The sequence below is a fragment of the Rhodoplanes sp. Z2-YC6860 genome (assembly GCF_001579845.1).
GTDB lineage: Bacteria > Pseudomonadota > Alphaproteobacteria > Rhizobiales > Xanthobacteraceae > Z2-YC6860.
Genome location: NZ_CP007440.1, coordinates 1,430,001 through 1,446,592, shown reverse-complemented (window position 1 = coordinate 1,446,592; position 16,592 = coordinate 1,430,001). Strand labels below are relative to the sequence as shown.

The window sequence follows — 16,592 nt, the reverse complement described above, 5'->3', positions numbered from 1 at the left end:
AATCGGAACGTGAGGGCCACCTCCGTTGGCGGCCTCTTCCATCATTGGCGTGACGTCGGCTCGCGGCACAAAGCCGACGTGAAAACAACGTCAGCTCAACGGGTCGAGATTGGGGCAGATCGGACACGCGGCGACTGCGAGCGGTCGCTGAACTGGAAGTGCAGCCGTCTGATGTCCGAGTCGGGTCATTTTCGACCGGCCAGTGCAGTCCACAGCGTCGCCCGATGTCGGCTGTTGCTCCAAGACCGGACATGCCGTCCATCGCAACGAAATGACGCGATGTGCCATGAATAGACATCACACAAAAACGAAAGAGGCCGCCAACTGAGCGGTCTAAACCTGGGGCGGAATATAGCGGCCTTCATTGTCGATTAGAGACTCGTCGACTTGCTCCGCAGTGCCCTCGATGATGCCGCCGCCGAGGGCTTCTATTCGGCCCTTCGTGCCCTTCGAAATCTGCACGATCCATTCGCCGTCGCGCTGGTCGAAAAGCTTGTATCGATAGACTGTGATCATTTGGGCAAAAGGCTCCGACGCTTTTGTGCCGGAGCCTCCCTGTCAGTCGAACGCCGAGGCTCAGACGCAATCCCGGCATACACAGCGTAGCCGAGCCTGATTACTCAAAAATCAAGGCGTCAGGCCTTACCTGACCCTAACTGTGGCGGCCTACAACATAAACATCAGCACGCCGGCGACCACGACCTCCGGAACGATGATCCCGCCGACCACAGCGATCCAAGTGCGCAATGAATCGTTCATGGCGGATCAGGGTAGGAAGAACCGCGCTGGGCTCAAGGACGTCTTTGTCAGGAAGAACCCCCATCAAAACCAAAACAGGAATGCGGTATATTTCTGGCTGCCTGGCCCTCGTAATGCTCCGGGGCCGACCACCTTCCAGAGCGCCCGGCCTATCAACGAGCTGGGGCTTTTTTCGTCGATCAAATGAAAATTGACCACTGGCCACTAAGGGTCGAAACAGGCCAGTACCCGCAATCAGGTCTTGGCCTATATGGCGGATACGGCAGTGGTTCTGTGATGCATGTACCTGCTGACGACACTCGGCAAGGTACATCGTAATGCAGTCTGGCGTTAGCCCGCACCTTTGGGCATCTTGGGCATCGTGGGATCAACCGCTTCATTCGCTTTGGGAGCGGTAGTTGCCGAAGGCTGATTTTGCGCGATAGCAAGAGACGACAAGGCAACCAGCGCAGTCGCCGTGAGCAATGTGGTCCTCATGACCTGTCCTCCGAGTTTCAGCCTCGAAGCAAAACAGATGCTGTGGCCGAATCCAAAAGGAGCCAACCCTCAAATCAAAAGGGGCCAATAAGTTCGAAATGGGGCCAGTCCCCCCTGTTTTGGGAACAGATCAGGAAAAAGAACACTTTGATGAACAGGGTATCCAGGCGTCCGATGTCCGAGTCGGGTCAACCACATCATGTCGGTTGACCAGGAAATTTACCCCAACGTCTGTTGTTCTCCGTTTGCGACCAAAATCGCGCGGCAGTGCACCGCAGCGCGCCGGGGTCCGTCAAGGCCGGGATGAGCGAGAGGAATTCGAACTTGCGATATTGCTGACCCGCATTTTTGCTGGTCTTTCGACCTCAGTACTTCCAACCACAAGTACTGAGGTCTGGAGAAAAATGGCAATCAGAGAACGATTCTGAAGCCGGCTTCCCGTTTGCCAGTACTGAGGTCCGATTGAAAACCACGCAAATACCAGCGGCTAAAACGCGATACTGCCGGGCTGCGGAGAAATCAGTTGTTGGCAGGACTGGCGGAGCAGGAAGGTTTCGAACTCCCGGTCAGCATGCCTCACCTACCGGCTGATTTCCCCTCGCGTATGCCCGACAGCCACCATCGGCACGGAAACTTTCAGCTACGGAAACTGCGAAAGGCGACGATACACTTTACATACCCAGCCACTAAGCCTTGGGAAATGACTTCCGCACCCACGCCGCCGGGTCTTTGGCGAATTCTCGCGTCTTAGCCGCATCTCTGGCGGCCTGCTCGTCATCTGATTGACGCTTGGCTGGCGACGGCGCGGCCGGTCGCGGCTTCTTGATCGTGGGCTTGGAGAACGTCGGACCGTTGTTCGGATGCCGTGCCATCATCGCTTCTTGGTCGGCTTCGCCGTGACCTTCTTGAACGCCTTGTCGAAGGCCTTGGGGTCTTCAGACGCCTCGACCTCATGGGCCATGGCCACGAAGCGCTTATGCCGGTCGGCGTCGGTCAACTTGGGGTTCTTGGCTGTTTTGGCCATGCAAATCACCCTTACCACAATCGCGCCTAGACCCGCAGACCCAGTGCCGAGATCTTGTGGATTTTCGATGCTTGCTACGTTCCGGGGCCTTGCAGGCATACCTCCATGCATGCTACCTGCGAAATAGAGCAAGCAAGGAGATCTCGTCTATGGCTGACACTCCCCAGAGCAAGGGCGGCCTCATCCGGGCTGAAACTCTTTCACCGAATGAGCGGCGCTCTATCGCGCGCCGCGCGGCTGCGGCGCGCTGGAAGCGGATTGGTGAGGTTCCAGAAGCCAGCCACCAAGGTTCTCTGACCATCGGCGACATTCCGTTGGATGTTTACGTGCTCGATGACGGTCGCAGGCTGTTCCACAAGAAAGTGATGGGTCGCGCGCTTGGCCTGAAATCGGAAGGTGGCAACGCCTTCATGAAGACGTTGTCCAGCAAAAGCATTTCATCTGCAATTTCTGAGGAATTGTGGGCGAAGATCCGCAAGCCCGTGATCTTTAAGGCTTTTAACGGCGAGTTGGCTCACGGCTACGAGTCCAGCGTCCTTATTGACGTTTGCGAGGCAATCATTGAGGCGCGTAACGCCAACTCTCTGACGACGGCACAGGCGTTTCTGGCCATTCAGGCAGAGATCATCTTCCGCGCCGCGGCCAAGTTGGGCATCGTCGCGCTGATCGACGAAGCGACTGGTTACAGCGATAACAAGCGCAAGGACGAATATCGCGAGTTGTTTCAGGCTTTCATCCGGTCGGAATTCCGGCAGTGGGAGTCGGAGTTCCCGGACAAGTTTTTCGACATGATCTACAAGCTCTACGGCCTGAAAAGAAAAGATCCCAAGTCCGTCAAACACCCGATCTTCTTCTCGAAGTTCATTCGGAAATACGTCTATCACCCGCTCGCCAACAGCAACGGCGCGATCTTGGAGGAGCTGGAGAAGAAGAACCCGGTCGTCTATGCGTCCGGGGGGCGGCGATACAAGCTATTCCAGTTTCTCTCCGATGAGATCGGCTTGCCTGCCCTGAAAGCGCATCTCTGGCAGGTTGTCGGTATCGGATCGTCCGTGCAAGACAAGATCTCGTTCGACAAGGCCTTTTATAGGGCTTTTCCCGAAGCACTGCCGAAGCGGCGCGAACAGAAGATCGAGTTCGAACAGGTCGATTTGTTCTCCAATCTGGAAGATCTCTCCAAAAAAGAAGCGGCCCCCGTCGAGCCGGAGGCCGTTTCCTAGAGATCTCATCAATTGGGCCGGGGCCGGTGCCGCTAGCTGGATTCCCACCCGCGAAGCTTGGGTCCAACCCCCAACCGGTCCACCGTTACATCACTTCATATAAAACCACCACTCCGGAAACGGGAGATCCAATTGCGCCGGATCTCGCGCTTCAGAAAGGGATTTCTTCGGCTTCCGCAGTCCCGGCGTAGGTCAGGCGCTTACCCTTCATGCCGGCCAGCGCATTGTCGGCGCGCTGCGTGTCATTGATGCCAAGCTTCTCGCGATTGTTGTGGCGGAAATCGAACTCCGCGAGATACCGGTCGAGGTGATGCTTGTCGACGTGCTGGTAGGTGCCGACCAGGCCGCGTTTCAGGACCGAGAAGAAGCCTTCCAAGGCGTTCGTGTGCACGTCACCGCGCGCCCATTCGAACTCATGGTGGTCGACGCTCTCATGCTGCTTGAAGCCGCGGAATTTGTAGTGCGGAGCCTTGTCGGTAACGAGACGGCTGTCGGCGTGCACCATGGCGCGGAGATGCTTGCCGACGCCGTTGTGGTCCAGCGTGACGGAGCGGATTTTACCGCCACGTTCGACAAGGCTCATGACCTTCGGATTGTGGGTCGACCGCTTGAAGCCTTCCGGGCGTTTGGTCTTGCGAGATCTCGCCAGTTCGGTTTCGTCGGCCTCGACGGTCTTGCCAGCGCCACCCAGCGGCTCGGTCGCGCCCGGGTCCATGGCCAGCCTGATCCTGTGGCCGAGGAACCACGCGGTCTTCATGCTGCAATTGAGCATGCGTTGGATTTGGCGGGTCGAGATGCCTTTCTTGCTGCAAGCCATCAGGTGGATGACTTGGAGCCAGAGGTGCAAGGCGAGGTGCGAGGACTCGAAAATCGAGCCCATGCGGACCGTGAACGGCTTCCGGCACTCGTAACACTTGCGGAGGCCCGGCCGGGTGGTCTTGCCCTGGAGCCGACCGATCCGGCTGGCGTCCGCGTTGCCGCAATGGGGGCAAACCGGGCCGGTCGGCCAAAGCCGCGCCTCGACGTATTCGAAGGCGGCGTGCTCGTTCTGGAAGTGGTCGGCGGAAAGGACTGACTTAGCCATGGCTTATCTCCAATGGCCAAGATTCTAGATTTAGGGTCTGGGTATGTCAAGTGTAACGTCGCCCTGCGAAACTACGCCCGCCCACATTCTGGTCGTCGTGGCGACTCGGTGGCGATTCTGCCCCCTTAAACGAAGAGCCGCCCCAAAGGGCGGCTCTCAATTATCTTACGAAATCAATCAGTTAAGTTGGTTGCGGGAGGTGGATTTGAACCACCGACCTTCAGGTTATGAGCCTGACGAGCTACCGGGCTGCTCCATCCCGCGGAAACTTGGGCCACTGACACCAAAGCCGCGGCGCCGCTTATGTAACAAGCACCGCGCGGAATGAAAAGGGCGCAGGTGGTCCTAATTCGTTGGATTGTCACAAATTCCCATAATAAAACTTGCACATGAGCAAGCCGGGTCTGCGTCCGCCGGAAGCGGTCGGGGAAGCGTTGCGCGCCTCCGCCCGTTACATCCTGGCGGAGGGGCGCGGCGCCATTGAGGACAAGCAGCGGGTCGAAGCCGTTGCGGTCCACGACTTTCGGGCCACCATGAAGTGGTGGCGGGCCTATTTGCGTCTGATCGAGCCGTTTCTGGGCGCCGAGGACCACCACTGGCGGACCGAAGCCCGCGACATGGCGCGGCTCCTCGCCGGCGCCCGCGACGCCCAGGCCGCCCTCGACGCGGTCTCCGATATGGAACACCACACCGCCTCACACCGGCTGTCGGCGCAGTCCTGGGAGACCATCGTCAACAATCTCGAGGACCTGCGCTCGCATGCCGAGACCGCGAGCCTGACGCCTTCGCTCCGCAAGAAATTCTCGGCGGCGCTCGACCGGGTCGAGATGCGGATCGAGCGCTGGCCGCTCGACGACGTGACGTTCGGCGACGTGGCCGAGAGCCTGAGCGAGGGCTATCGCCGGGCGCGGCGTCTCATTCCCGACGACTGGCGGGCCGCCAGCGCGGTCGAGTTGCACGAACTCCGGCAACGGGTGGTCGTGCACCGCTACCAGATGGAAATCGTCAAGCCGCTGTGGCCGCGGCTCGGCAAGAGCTGGGTGCGCGAGGCGCAGAAGCTGCGCGACCGGCTCGGCAAGTATCAGGATCTGGCAGTGCTGGCGCGCTATGCCGAGCCGCATCAGCCGCTGGCGCGCTGGCGCTCGCGGCTGCAGTCGGTGATCAGCCAGCGCCAGGCGCAGCATGTCTCGACGGCGCGCCGGCTGGCCGGGCGGCTTTTTGCCGAACGGCCCAAGGCGTTCAAGCACCGACTTGAAGCCATGTGGGACGGGGTCTCGTCCAGTCACTGACAAGCCGGGCCTGCTCCTCACACTTTGCTCGCGAGCGAAAAGAGCGAGCGCACCGCATCCGCGGCGCGAACGATGACGCTTCCCCAGTCGCCGATCGCGGTTTGACGGTACAGCCGCATCGCCGGATACCAGGGGCTCGCATGGCGGTCGAGCATCCAGCGCCAGTCCGGCTGGAACGGCACCAGCACGAAGGCCGGGCGGCCGAGCGCGCCCGCCAGATGCGCGACCGAGGTATCGACCGAGATCACGAGATCGGCGAGCGTCAGCACCGCGGCGGTGTCGGAGAAATCGTTCAGCTCCGGGCCGAGGTTGAGAATGCGCGTATCGTGCGCGAGCGTTTCGGCATCGCCGTCGCGAAGCTCGCGCTGCACGCTGATGAAGCTCGCGCCCGGCACCGACAGCAGCGGCTCGAGCTGCGCGAGTGACAGCGAGCGGTTGCGGTCATTCGGGTGCGACGCGTTGCCGGACCATGCGAGGGCAATGCGCGGCGATGGCAGCCCTTCAAGCCGGGGCCGCCACTTTTGCAAAGCGGCTTCACCTGCCCGCAAATAGGGAATTTCAGCGGGGACGTTCGATACCTGGGTCTTGAAGGCGAGCGGCAGGCTGCCCAGCGGACAATGCGCATCATAAGGCGGCAGCGGCTCGCCGCGACCGATGACAGCCGTCACCCCATCGAGGCCGCTGAACAGAGCTTTCAAAGCCGGCGGCACGTCGAGCACGACGCGCGCGCCCATCTGCGCCAGCCGCGGCACGTAGCGGACGAACTGCACGGTGTCCCCAAGCCCCTGCTCGGCATGCAGCACGATGGTCTTGCCGCCAAGCGGCTCCTCGCCGAGCCAAGGCGGGCGGCGAAACGCCTTTGGCGCCGTCATGCCGGTGCGCTTCCAGCGCCATTCGTATTCGGCAAAGCCACGGGCATAATCGCCGAGCGTGAGAAACGACATCGCGGCGTTGAAATGCGCGTCGGCGAAGTCCGGCTGAACGGCGAGCACGCGGCCATAGCTCGCGATGGCGTCCTGATGGCGGTTCAGCGCCGCGAGAGCCTGCCCTCGGTTCAGCCAGGCATTGAGATGCTGCGGCATCCTGGCGGCCGCGCCGTCGTAGGCAGCGACCGCCTCCTGATAACGGCCAAGAGAACGCAACGCGTTGCCGCGATTGTAGAGCGCGAGCGGATGGCCGGGCGCCACGCCGAGCGCCAGGTCGTAGTCGGCCAGCGCTTCGGGGGCACGGCCCAGTTCGGTCAGCGCATTGCCGCGGTTGATGCGGGCCTGCAGATGCCGCGGCGCCTTGGCCAGCACCGCATCGAACGCCGCGATGGCCTCGGCCGGACGCTTCAGCTCGAGCAGCACATTGCCCCGGTTGTTGAGCGCATCGCCATGGCTAGGTGCAATCGACAGCGCCTTGTCGACGCTCTTGAGCGCCTCGTCATGACGCTGGAGCGCGCTCTGCGCCATCGCCAGGTTCGACAATGCATCCGGCGAGTTCGGCTGGACCTTCAGCGCCGACGCGATCAGCCGGTACGCCTCGCCCGGTTTGCCGCGCTGCTGGTTGAGCACGCCAAGAAGATGCAGCGCATCGAAGTTGTCGCGCTGCAATTTCAGGGCGCGCGCATAAAGCTTCTCGGCCTCGTCGAGCCGGCCCTGCTGATGCAGCGCCAGCGCCTGGCCGATGACCTGCGCAAGATGGGCTGGCGGCAGAACCTGGGCCATCGCTACAGCCGGTTGGTCCGCGCGATGCGGCGCGTGATCTCCGCCGGCGTCTCGCTGTCGGCCTTGGATTTCAGCGCCAGAGCTTCGCGCGCCGCGGGGCGCTCCAGGCAGCGCGTCAGCCACACCTTGATGTTGGGCGACGCGCTCAAGTCCATCTCGATGGCGCGGCTGATCACGGCGGCGACGTTCAGGTCGGCGACCGTGAAGTCATTGCCGAGCAGATAGGGTTGTTTCGACACCGCGGCGTCCAGCACCTTGAACGGCGCAACCAGCACCTTCAGCGCCTCCTCGCGCCGGGCCTTATCGCGCTCCGCCTCCGGCAGCCGCACCGCGTGCAGCGACCAGATGTTGACGCCGCGGTCCACTTCGGTGACCGCCCAGAGGCTCCACTGCCAGGTCCGCGCCTCGCGTTCGAGCGTGGCCGGATAGAGCTTCCCAACCGAATGCTTCTTGGCGAGATACATCGTGATGGCGAGCGACTCGAACAGCACAAAATCGCCGTCGACGATCACCGGCAGCCGGCCGTTCGGATTGATCGCGAGAAACTCCGGCGTGCGCGCGCCGGCGTCACCGATCTCGACCGGAAAATGTTCGTAATCGATGCCGAGTTCCTTCGCCACCCAGAGCGCGCGGAACGCACGGGTGCGGGCAATGCCGTAGATGCGCAGATCGGACATTCAGGCTTCCTGTATTCGCGGCAGCATACTCGACAATCGCCACGCGGAGCCAATAGGCTTCGCGTGCCGACAAGAAACAAGAGGGAGAATGGGATGCTGAGCGCTGCGATCCGCAAATGCGTTTGGGCCGTGCTGATCACGGCGGCGTTCGGCCACAACGCGCTCGCCGACGACAGCTTGAAGATCGCGATCGGTCAGCGCGGCGGCTGGGAGCAAAGCGTGTCCGAGCTCGGCCAGAACAAAGGTATCTTCAAGAAACACGGGCTGACGCTCGACCTGTTCTACACCCAGGGCAGCGCCGAGACGCTGCAATCGGTTCTCTCCAACAGCGTCGATATCGGCATAGGCCTCGGCACCCATTCGATGCTGAGCGCGTTCCTCAAGGGCGCGCCGATCCGCGGCGTCGGCGGCTCGTTCACCAGCGCCGACGAGCAGTTCTATTACGTGCCGGCGGATTCGCCGATCCAATCGATGAAGGATGCCGGCGGCAAAAGCATCTCGATCTCGACCAACGGCTCGGCATCCAACATGTTCGCGCTGCATCTGGCGCGGCACTTCGGCGTCGATCTCAAGCCGCAGCCGACCGGCAACTACACCGCGACGCTGACGCAGGCGCTGACCAAGCAGGTCGATATCGGATTCTCGGCCGCGCCGTTCAATCTGAATTATGTCGACGAAGGCAAGATCCGCATCGTGGCGCGCGGCAGCGAGGTGCCGTCGCTGCGCGACATGACCAGCCGCCTGATCGTGGTCAGCGTGGCCGGATTGGAGAAGCGGCGCGAAGTGCTGAAGCGCTACATGGCGGCGTATCTCGAAACGCTGGACTGGATGTATGCCGACCCGGCCGCGATCGACGCCTATGCGGCGTGGTCGAACTTGCCGAAGACGCTCGCCGCCCGCGCGCCGGAATTCATGACCAAGCCGAACATGACGCCGACGCGGATTTCCGGGATGCCGGGGATCATGGAGGACGCGGTGAAGTTCAAGTACATTCCTGCGCCGCTGACCGACGCGCAGCTCAAGCAGGCGTTTCCGGTGGAGGCGTTGAAGTAGCGGCACGGTCATTCCGGGGCGCGCCGAAGGCGCGAACCCGGAATCCAGACAGGAACTCCGCCCGAGCAACTGGATTCCGGATCGCCGCTGCGCGGCGTCCGGAATGACCGCGGGGAGAGCGACTGCCCTCAACCCAGCATCTCCGCGACAGCCTTGCCGCAAGCCTCCGTGCCCAGCGGGCCGCCGAGATCGCGGGTGCGGAGCTTCTGCTCGGCCAGCACCTTCTCGATCGCTTTCACGATCGCGGCGGCGGCTTCGTGCTCGCCGAGATGCTCCAGCATCATCGCGCCCGACCAGATCTGGCCGATCGGGTTGGCGATGCCCTGCCCGGCGATGTCCGGCGCCGAGCCGTGCACCGGTTCGAACACCGACGGATACTTCCGCTCCGGATTGATGTTGCCGGACGGCGCGATGCCGATGGTGCCGGTGCAGGCCGGGCCCAGATCGGACAGGATGTCGCCGAACAGGTTGGACGCCACCACCACGTTGAAGCGGTCGGGCTTGAGCACGAACAGCGCGGTGAGGATGTCGATGTGGTACTTGTCCCACTTGATGTCGGGGAAGTGCTTGGCCATCTCCTCGACGCGCTCGTCCCAGTACGGCATGGTGATGGCGATGCCGTTCGACTTGGTGGCGGAGGTCAGATGCTTCTTTGGTGTCTTGCGCGCCAGCTCGAACGCGAATTTCAGCACGCGGTCGACGCCGATGCGCGACAGCACCGTCTCCTGAACCACCACCTCGCGTTCGGTGCCCGTGAACATGCGGCCGCCGATCGCCGAGTATTCGCCCTCGGTGTTCTCGCGCACCACCCAGAAGTCGATGTCGCCGGGCTTCCGCCCCGCGAGCGGTGACGGCACGCCAGGCATCAGCCGCACCGGGCGCAGATTGACGTACTGGTCGAACTCGCGGCGAAAGTGAATGAGCGAGCCCCACAGCGAGATGTGATCCGGCACCTTGGCGGGCCAGCCGACCGCGCCGAAATAGATCGCGTCGTGCTTGCCGATCCGCTCCTTCCAGTCCTCCGGCATCATGCGGCCGTGCTTCTCGTAGTAGTCGCAGGAGGCGAAATCGAAGTCGTCGTTGCGGAGCTCGAAGCCGAACTTCTTCGCCGCAGCCTCCAGCACGCGCAAGCCCTCGGGCACGACCTCCTTGCCGATGCCGTCACCCGGAATGACAGCGATGCGATAGACGCGGTTGGTGGCCATGGCGGCTCCTTTTTGATGTTTCGTTTCTTCGAACAGGGGCGGCACGTTATCCCGGCCATGCAACGAGGCAAACCTCCTCGGCTCCACGCGATGGATCGCGCGGATCGCCAGATTTCCCTGTCGGTTTTCCGGGCCTGGCCCGGTTTCTTCATGCCTCCCTGAGGGAGGCGGAGCGCCGAAACGGCGCAGGTCTCACTGGGGCACCTTTGCGAAGGCACCCCGCCCGCCCTTGCGGGGCAGGCGCGCCTTCCGGCGCTCCACCGCGGCGATTTATTGCGATACCGCCGTTCGAGATTCGATCGGACGGTGCGGGACGAACCCTTCCCTAAGGCCGCGTTGCCTTGGCCCTTCACCCGATCGCGCCCTGCCACTGAAGGCGGCCCCCTCATCGGGGACGGACGATGGCATCGCACCCTGGGACGTGGGAACGACCCACGCCTGCAGGCGCCGCATCCCGCTCCATCAGCCGAACGTCTCCGGACGACGCCCTCAGTGAGCAGGATGAATCGGAACTTATCATGAACAATTTCGTGCGTCAACCGTTCGCATCGACTGTTCGTCTGGATTCACGGCGATGCCCCTCGAAAGGACCTCACTGCTCACCTCTTCGAAGCTTCCGAAAGAGGGTCAAAACGAGCTGACGCGACAGCGACTGTCGTGAGTTCCAGAGCTTCTCGAGCGCGCCGTACCGGTTTTCCAGCGCCTCAAGTTGGATTTGCTTCGCCAGCAGCGCTGGATCGTCGTCGTTCGGCCACGTCCGCATTTCGGGAGCCGTCCATGCCCAAGCGAGACGATCGTTGATGTCAACGACCGCGGCCCGCATTTGATCGACCCAACCAACGGGGGCGGCCGACAAAATCTCGAAAAAGATTCGTTGCTCCGCAACTCCAGTTGGAATCGGAACGATGCACTCCTTTGGCCACCAGTCCGCCTTGGCCATGGTTCTCATTCGGCGCTCTTCCGGAGTCTCGCTCTGTTTCCAAGCGGCATGAAAGTGGAGAGCTGTCGGCATCCGGCAATAACCGGCATTTCTGTTGGCGCTGGTCATGATGATCTGCCGCCAACAGTGCCAATCGGCCATGAGCGGCACGTCTTCCGGCCAATATCCGACACGTTCGAGCGCGGATCGGGTGTGGATCACGCAAGTCGACGGCACGTGGTTCACGGCCTTCAGAAAATATTCGAGCTCGTCGCGATGACAAAGATTGATCGCAAACGGAAGCAGAACTCCGTCGCGCGCAACCCACAGTGGGCGGCTGTAGGCCCAGTCGGCATCGCTCGCTTCGATCGTTGCGATCAACCGTTCGATGTGATCCGGAAGCAATATGTCATCATGCTGCGCGTAGACCACGTACTGGCCACGGGCTTGCCGCAGAGCAATATTTCGGTTGGCGTAGCCGCTTAGTGGAGCCTTGGGGAGATCGATCCATCTGATACGAGGGTCGGAGAAGGTCGCCACCACCTCCCGGGTGTTGTCGGTGCATCCATCTCCGACGATCAGGAATTCGAAACTCTTTTCCGTCTGCCAAAGCACCGACTGGATCGCATAGCCTAACACGTCCGCGCGGTTGTGCGTTGGAAGCAACACCGTGACGCGCGGAGTTTCTTCCATCAAGAAACCTCTGGCGTCGAACTAAAACCGATACGGGATGATGCGTTCGGCAGCTTCGGAGTCCCAGGGCAAATCAAGCGCATCCGGCGCCTCGTAGTTATACATGACGCTCGGCATGTTGATGATGATTGCCTCGCTCACTCCGATGTTTTTCCAACCATGATAGAGATTAGGCGGGACGATCAGTAATCCGGGATTTTTCTCGCTGACGGTCACTTCGTTGACGCAGCCGTAGGACGGCGAGTCGAGGCGGCCGTCATAGACGGCGAACTTGACCAGGCCACTGACAACGAACAGCCGGTCGGTGCTTTGCTGATGCAGTCCCCAGGCGCGATGACGGCCCGGCAACGTTGTCGTCAAGTGAACCTGCACAATCGGCTCGCCGATTTCAGGCCAACTGGCGCGAGAGACCTCGGCAACATGCCCATCTTCGTGCGGCACCGGACGAGTCGGACGAAAGATGACGTCATGGATAGGGCTGCGTTTGATCTGGCCCTGCGCATTCACCGCAGACTGCTTGGCTACAAGTTCTTTTGCTCCCACGACATTGGGAGGATCACGCATGCTGCCCATTTGCGAACCCTAAGAACCCTAAGTCCAGGCCGGAAGTACCAGCCCGCCGCATTATAGTAATCCAGGCTCAATTGTCTTGAGGTTTGATGATTTGCGGGACGCGCCCTCGACATTGGCTCGCGCGGAGCGCGCGGAAATTCGTCGGACGCAGCGCTGCAAGACAATGCGATCATGAAGCTGGTGATGACGCCACTGGTGCACGACGAAGTTGAATCATGCAGTCAGGCGCGCTTGAGGACGCGCGCGCTGTCGCCATGCGACCATTGAACGCCGAACGTCTCGCCTAACCCAGCGCGCCCCTCCAGCGTGAGCCGCAGCGCGCGGGTGTCGCGCATGCGCGCAAGCCAGCCGCGCTCCAGGCAGCAGCGGCAGATCTCGGCGCCGATGAAGCCCGCGACGTGATGGCGCCGCTCGCTCCAGTCGAGGCACGGCCGGCAATAGATGCGGTGGCTGTTGGCTTTTGGCGTTAGTGTCGCACCGAAGCGCGCCAGAAGTTGCGCGCCGCTGTCGGTGAGCTCGCCGCCATCGTCACTCAGGATGACGTGGCCCGCCGCCGATAGCGCGTCGGCGATGGCGACGCCAACGCTGCCGGCGATGTGGTCGTAGCAGGTGCGGGCAAAACGCAGCGCCTCGTCGGCCGCGGAGCGCGGCTGATGTCGCGGCGGCACTTCGATCGCGGCGACCGCCTTGATGCTTTCCAGCATCTGCGCGACCAGCGGCGAGGCGATGCGGTAATAGGCGAAGCGGCGCTTGCGCGTGACGGCAAGGAGCCGCGCCTCGACGAGCTTCGCGAGATGCTCGCTCGCCGTCGGCCGCGACACGCGGGCGAGGAACGCGAGCTCGGTGCCGGTGAGCGACTGGCCGCCCATCAGGGCCGCGAGCATCGTTGCGCGCGCGGTGTCACCCACGAGAGCAGCGACCTCGACGAGATTGGCGGCGGCGACCATGGCGAGATGTTACCGCCGCCGGCGTGACGCCAGCAAGAAACGACAGTTCGGCCCGCGCCGAACCGTTCTCACGCGACAGGCTTCCCGTCCGCGCCTATCGGTGAAGCCCGCAACGCTGGAGACCATCATGAAACGCACGCCGCTTCGCATCGAGCCGATCTCGACTTGGCTCGAGCGCTACCGCAAAGGACCGAACCTCAAGAGCGTCCACCCGGTCGTGGTCGCGGGCGAGCTCGTCTACGTCTCGGGCCTGCCGCCGTTCGATCCGGCGACCGGCGAGATCGCACGCGTGCCATTTTCGCGCCAGGCCGAGCTCGTGCTGGAGCAGCTCAAGCTGTGCCTGGAGACCGCCGGTTCGTCGCTGACCAAGGTGCTCAAGTGCAACGTGTACTGCACGCCGAACCCGGCGCATTTCGGGGAATTCAACGCGGTCTACGACCGTTATTTTGTCGACGACACGCCGGCGCGCATTTTCGTGCATGTGCCGTCATGGCCCGGACCGTTCGACGTGGAGATCGATTGCGTCGCGGTGCTCGACAACTAAATCGTTGCACTTCGGCTGCATCAAACTCAATCGTCCTGCCCGGCCGGTCATCCACACCTTACGTCTTTTCAGCCAAGGCGTGGATGGCCGGGACACAAGCGAACGAAGCGACGCGGTCCTGCATGATCGGGCCGAAGAGCACGGCGCGCGGCGCCTCCGACGTCAGTTCTTGTGACCTTTGATTGCGAGCCCGGGTGGCGGGCCCGGTGAATTACCGGTCTGGCCCGGCGCAATCAACAGGCCCCATGGCGGACCTGAGAAGCCGCCACCGCCGCCCCCTCCCCCTATGCCGCCGCCACCGCCGCCTATGCCGCCACCACCGCCGCCTATGCCGCCACCGCTGCCCCCTACGCCACCGCCTCCGGTCGACGAAAATCCAGCGCCACTTGCGCCGAGGCTGGTCTGCTGAGCCTGCGGTTGCGTGCTCGCCTGATAGCGCTGATCGGGCGATGCACCGAGATTCACATTACTCGTGGTGTTACGGAGCCCGTCGAAGTTGACATGGCCCCGGCTTACGCCGGCGGTCTGGCCCGCCCGGCTTTGCAGCTGGCTGTTGTAGGAGGCGATCAGACCAGGCGGCGCGGCCGCCGGCTGAGTGATCTGTCCGCCCGAGGTTTCCACGAACGAGCCCGGCTTGCTGAGCGTGGTGCTGTTCGATCCAGTCGACACCCGTACCGTGCCGTAGAGGTTGATCACCGTGACCTTGCCGCCAGCGTTGTTGATCAGCGCCACGCCGCCGCGGATGCCCATGGTGGCGGCCGGCGTCGCGATGCGCGCCTCGCCGCTGTGGCTCACCTGGCCGCCGACGAAGCGCATCAGGCCTTTGCCCATGGTGACGGCCATGTTGCCGGAGCCGGCGTTGCGGTTGAATACGAACTCATTGATGGTGATGTCGCAGTTCGGGCTGAGTGTCAGGGTGGTCCGGTCGATGAAGACGAGCTGCATCGAACCTTCGCCCGAGCTGCGAATGCGCTCGTTGTGCACCACGTCAGCGCCGATCTTGAGCTGCTGCAACGAGCCGCCGGGCGGCAGACCAGTCACCGTCGGATTGACGGCCGAGGCGACGCCGACCTTTTCGCTTCGCGCAGCTCCGGCCGCGGCCGCTAACGCCAGGGTGGCGATGAGACCAGAGGTGCAAAGCCTGATGATCGAACACGGATGCATCTTTGCCTCCATCAGAAGCGAACTGCGGGTCCGAGCGAAACGCTGAAGTTGCGATAGGCGTAGTTGGCGACGTTGGAGTCGTTGCGCGCGAAATTCACGTTCAGACGCAGCCCCGCATTGGTGGCAAGCTCAGCGTCAAGCGTCGCGCCGACATGCCACTCGCGGTCGCGGCGAGTCGTGTTCGGGTCAATCGAGGGATCGGCCGCGTCATATTGGGCGTAGCTGCCGCCGATATAGGGCGTGAGGATCCAGGTGCGGTTGCTGCCGAACCAGGGCACCACGAACGCCATCGGCATGCCGAGATCGATGAACGGCCGGCGATAGCTCCAGAACGCGAAGTCGGCCTGGCTCCAATCAAAGCCCGTGCGGATCGCCCAGCGCACCGTGCCGTACACCAGGCCGCCCGCCGACAGCGAGTAGGTGGCAAGGTCGCCGGACTGCTGCGAGGCGGTTGGATAGTCGCCGGAATCGTAGAACTTGCGATGGCGGTATTCGAACGCCTGCTCGATGATCGTGGTCGGCGTGGGCTTGGTGCGCATCGACACACCGCCGCCGAGCGTCGTCAGATAGGTGCGGTCGCCGAGCGTGAGCGCGTTGGCGATGCCGTAGAACTTGATCGACGCGCCGAGCAACTGCTCCAACGGCAGCGCGAACCGCGGTCCGGCCTGCAGCTCGGCCGCGCCGAGATTGACGCGCTCGAGGTGAAATTGGCGCGCGTAGTAGGTGCCGAGGCTGGCTTCGAAAGAATCGTTGGCGTTGAAGTCATGGGCGTAGTTGAAGACCGCAAGGCCGTAGCTGTTCCAGTCGGGCTGCTTGGCGAAGGCGCGGTCGACGCTCAAGCTTTGGCCGCCGAAACGGATGAGATCGGAAGAGGGTCCCGCGCTGGCATTGGACTGATAGCGGATGCCGGCATGCAGATAGGCGGTGAAGCGGTCGACCGCGAGACGCCGATCGATCTCGGTGATGTAGGTCTTGGCGCTGTCGCGCAGATCGCCGGGCAGATTGGCAGCGCCGAGCGCAGTCTCGAAATAATTGCGCGCGACGGCATAGGACTCGAGCTCGAAATAGAGCGCGCCCAATTCGTACTTCAGTTGCGACAGCGAAGGATCGTAGAGCAACAGGCGCTCATAGGCGCCGATCGCGGCTTCATAGTCGCCGCGCGCCTTCGCCAATCGCGCATATTGCACCGAGAGCGCCACGTTCGAAGGATCGCGCAATATGCGTTCGTGAAGCGAATCGAGCTCCCGGTCACTTC

General features: G+C 62.5%; 15 protein-coding genes and 1 tRNA gene. 4 read left to right on the top strand and 12 right to left on the bottom strand.

Annotated features, from left to right (window positions below):
• Positions 1-333: 333 nt before the first annotated feature.
• A complete protein-coding gene (locus RHPLAN_RS06665) occupies positions 334-516 on the bottom strand; it encodes a hypothetical protein (protein WP_068015070.1) in 183 nt (60 codons plus the stop codon).
• Between the two features lie 1,591 nt (positions 517-2,107).
• Complete coding sequence (locus tag RHPLAN_RS39045) at positions 2,108-2,260, bottom strand: hypothetical protein (protein ID WP_157100099.1); 153 nt, start codon at positions 2,258-2,260, stop codon at positions 2,108-2,110.
• Between the two features lie 149 nt (positions 2,261-2,409).
• Between RHPLAN_RS39045 and RHPLAN_RS06655 the strand changes: the two genes are divergently transcribed.
• The gene (locus tag RHPLAN_RS06655) at positions 2,410-3,480 is read left to right on the top strand and encodes a P63C domain-containing protein (RefSeq protein ID WP_068015065.1); all 1,071 of its coding nucleotides are present in this window, start codon (positions 2,410-2,412) and stop codon (positions 3,478-3,480) included.
• A gap of 151 nt (positions 3,481-3,631) precedes the next feature.
• On the opposite strand, the gene RHPLAN_RS06650 is transcribed toward RHPLAN_RS06655, so the two are convergent.
• Positions 3,632-4,564 (bottom strand): IS1595 family transposase, encoded by a 933-nt coding sequence (locus RHPLAN_RS06650; protein WP_068015061.1) that lies wholly within the window; start codon positions 4,562-4,564, stop codon positions 3,632-3,634.
• A 187-nt stretch (positions 4,565-4,751) separates the two neighbouring features.
• Positions 4,752-4,828: transfer RNA gene (locus RHPLAN_RS06645), tRNA-Met, on the bottom strand.
• Positions 4,829-4,953: 125 nt separating this feature from the next.
• Here RHPLAN_RS06645 and RHPLAN_RS06640 point away from each other — a divergent pair.
• The gene (locus RHPLAN_RS06640) at positions 4,954-5,853 is read left to right on the top strand and encodes a CHAD domain-containing protein (protein ID WP_068015058.1); all 900 of its coding nucleotides are present in this window, start codon (positions 4,954-4,956) and stop codon (positions 5,851-5,853) included.
• A 17-nt stretch (positions 5,854-5,870) separates the two neighbouring features.
• On the opposite strand, the gene RHPLAN_RS06635 is transcribed toward RHPLAN_RS06640, so the two are convergent.
• Both RHPLAN_RS06635 and RHPLAN_RS06630 read right to left on the bottom strand, forming a co-directional pair.
• Positions 5,871-7,562, bottom strand: coding sequence for a tetratricopeptide repeat protein (locus tag RHPLAN_RS06635; protein WP_068015055.1), 1,692 nt, complete (start codon positions 7,560-7,562; stop codon positions 5,871-5,873).
• A 2-nt stretch (positions 7,563-7,564) separates the two neighbouring features.
• Positions 7,565-8,239, bottom strand: coding sequence for a glutathione S-transferase family protein (locus RHPLAN_RS06630; RefSeq protein ID WP_068015053.1), 675 nt, complete (start codon positions 8,237-8,239; stop codon positions 7,565-7,567).
• A gap of 93 nt (positions 8,240-8,332) precedes the next feature.
• Between RHPLAN_RS06630 and RHPLAN_RS06625 the strand changes: the two genes are divergently transcribed.
• A complete protein-coding gene (locus tag RHPLAN_RS06625; RefSeq protein ID WP_068015049.1) occupies positions 8,333-9,292 on the top strand; it encodes an ABC transporter substrate-binding protein in 960 nt (319 codons plus the stop codon).
• 128 nt (positions 9,293-9,420) lie between these two features.
• Here RHPLAN_RS06625 and RHPLAN_RS06620 read toward each other — a convergent pair whose 3' ends face one another.
• The 4 genes from RHPLAN_RS06620 to RHPLAN_RS06605 form a co-directional block, all read right to left on the bottom strand.
• The gene (locus tag RHPLAN_RS06620; RefSeq protein WP_068015045.1) at positions 9,421-10,497 is read right to left on the bottom strand and encodes a tartrate dehydrogenase; all 1,077 of its coding nucleotides are present in this window, start codon (positions 10,495-10,497) and stop codon (positions 9,421-9,423) included.
• 592 nt (positions 10,498-11,089) lie between these two features.
• Entirely contained in the window at positions 11,090-12,109 is a 1,020-nt protein-coding gene (locus tag RHPLAN_RS06615) for a glycosyltransferase family 2 protein (protein WP_068015041.1), read from the bottom strand.
• Between the two features lie 21 nt (positions 12,110-12,130).
• Positions 12,131-12,682: a dTDP-4-dehydrorhamnose 3,5-epimerase family protein gene (locus tag RHPLAN_RS06610; protein ID WP_084244433.1), complete on the bottom strand. Its 552-nt coding sequence runs from the start codon at positions 12,680-12,682 to the stop codon at positions 12,131-12,133.
• A 221-nt stretch (positions 12,683-12,903) separates the two neighbouring features.
• Complete coding sequence (locus RHPLAN_RS06605; RefSeq protein ID WP_068015040.1) at positions 12,904-13,629, bottom strand: ArsR/SmtB family transcription factor; 726 nt, start codon at positions 13,627-13,629, stop codon at positions 12,904-12,906.
• Positions 13,630-13,756: 127 nt separating this feature from the next.
• Between RHPLAN_RS06605 and RHPLAN_RS06600 the strand changes: the two genes are divergently transcribed.
• A complete protein-coding gene (locus RHPLAN_RS06600) occupies positions 13,757-14,173 on the top strand; it encodes a RidA family protein (RefSeq protein WP_068030697.1) in 417 nt (138 codons plus the stop codon).
• A 162-nt stretch (positions 14,174-14,335) separates the two neighbouring features.
• On the opposite strand, the gene RHPLAN_RS06595 is transcribed toward RHPLAN_RS06600, so the two are convergent.
• The gene (locus tag RHPLAN_RS06595; RefSeq protein ID WP_198164746.1) at positions 14,336-15,337 is read right to left on the bottom strand and encodes a FecR family protein; all 1,002 of its coding nucleotides are present in this window, start codon (positions 15,335-15,337) and stop codon (positions 14,336-14,338) included.
• An 11-nt stretch (positions 15,338-15,348) separates the two neighbouring features.
• Positions 15,349-16,554: a tetratricopeptide repeat protein gene (locus tag RHPLAN_RS06590; RefSeq protein WP_157100097.1), complete on the bottom strand. Its 1,206-nt coding sequence runs from the start codon at positions 16,552-16,554 to the stop codon at positions 15,349-15,351.
• Positions 16,555-16,592: the final 38 nt, after the last annotated feature.